At 65.6% G+C, this 1,425-nt stretch carries 2 protein-coding genes; both read left to right on the top strand.

Features of this window, described 5'->3' with window-relative positions; genetic code table 11:
* The first annotated feature begins 103 nt into the window (after nt 1-103).
* A complete protein-coding gene (locus J5X75_RS43750; RefSeq protein ID WP_208473639.1) occupies nt 104-946 on the top strand; it encodes an IS5 family transposase in 843 nt (280 codons plus the stop codon).
* Nucleotides 943-1,377 (top strand): hypothetical protein, encoded by a 435-nt coding sequence (locus J5X75_RS43745; RefSeq protein WP_208473638.1) that lies wholly within the window; start codon nt 943-945, stop codon nt 1,375-1,377. The genes J5X75_RS43750 and J5X75_RS43745 overlap by 4 nt, the downstream gene beginning before the upstream one ends.
* Nucleotides 1,378-1,425: the final 48 nt, after the last annotated feature.

Below are 1,425 nucleotides of genomic sequence, written 5' to 3'. Positions count from 1 at the left end.
TGAGAGGGTGTTTTGTAAGGGTTTTCCGCAGTTCGGTGTCGCTCGATGTGCTGGTTTTGGGTTGTGTCGATGTCTGTGGTCGCTGGCATGACGTTTGAATGGGGTGGTGGGGCGTCGGGCGTATCCGAGTGATTTGACCGATGAGCAGTGGGCGCTGGTTGAGCCGTTCTTGCGGGCGTGGAAGAAGCGGCGTCCGTCGGTGTCGGGTCATCAGGGTCGTTACGAGCTGCGGGAGATCGTCAACGCGCTCGTCTATCAGAACCGGACCGGGTGTCAGTGGGCGTATCTGCCTCATGATCTGCCGCCGAAGTCCGCGGTCTACTACTACTTCGCGTTGTGGCGCGATGACGGCACTGACCAGGCTATTCATGACTTGCTGCGATGTCAGGTGCGGGAGCGGTCGGGGCGGGCGGAGGATCCGTCCGCGGTCGTGCTGGACACCCAGTCGGTGCGGGCGGCGAATCAGGTGCCGGCGGCCACGACCGGTCTGGACGCGGCGAAGAAGGTGTCCGGGCGTAAACGGGGTCTGGCGGTGGACACTCTCGGGTTGATCATCGCGGTGGTGGTGATGGCGGCCTCGGTCACCGACACCGTGATCGGTGTGCGGCTGCTGGACAAGGTCGTCGAGTACACCCCGACAGTGACCAAGGCCTGGGTGGACGCGGGTTTCAAGGACGACGTCGAGATCCACGGCGCGATGCTGGGTATCAGCGTCGAGCAGGTCAGACGCACTGATGGGCGGGCGGGGTTCGTGCCGGTCAGAAAACGGTGGGTCGTGGAACAGACCCACGGCACGTTGATGCTGCACCGCCGGCTGACCCGCGACTACGAGAGCCGGCCCGAGTCCACGGTGGCACACACCTGGTGGGCGGCGACGGTGAACCTGATCCGCCGGCTGACCGGCACGAACACCTCGTCCTGGCGGCCCGCACCGGCAGACGCGTGACGCTTCCCTCGCTGCTGGACCTCATCGCCGGCCGGGAAGCCGCCGCCGCAGCGGCAGCCGACCGGCTACGCGAGCAGATCGCCGTGCTCACCGAGGAACTCGCCGAGGTCGAAACCGAACTGACCGAACTGGAGATCACCCGCAAGACACTGACCCGGCTCGCCGGCGAAACCGGGCCACCACCACCGGACGCCACCGTCGCCAGCGAAACCTACCAACAGATCATCGCCGTCTTCGACGCCGTAGCCGGCCCGCTCGGCGTCAAAGACGTATGCCGCGCCATGGGCACCGGAACCCTCGCCCGACACGTCGAAACCATGCGCGCCAAACTGAAACGACTGGTCGCCCGCGGCGTGCTGACCGAAGGCCCACCCGGCACCTTCAGCCTTGCGCCAGTCTCAACCGCCAGCCCTACCCATCAGGGCACCTAACCCCGCCCCAGCAGCAAAACAGTCAAAAGCTCACGGAACACCCTCTGA

Origin of the sequence: Actinoplanes flavus (assembly GCF_017592555.1) — a bacterium.
GTDB lineage: Bacteria > Actinomycetota > Actinomycetes > Mycobacteriales > Micromonosporaceae > Actinoplanes > Actinoplanes flavus.
The sequence above is the reverse complement of the archived record's forward strand: the minus strand, read 5'-3'. Positions and strand labels throughout refer to the sequence as shown.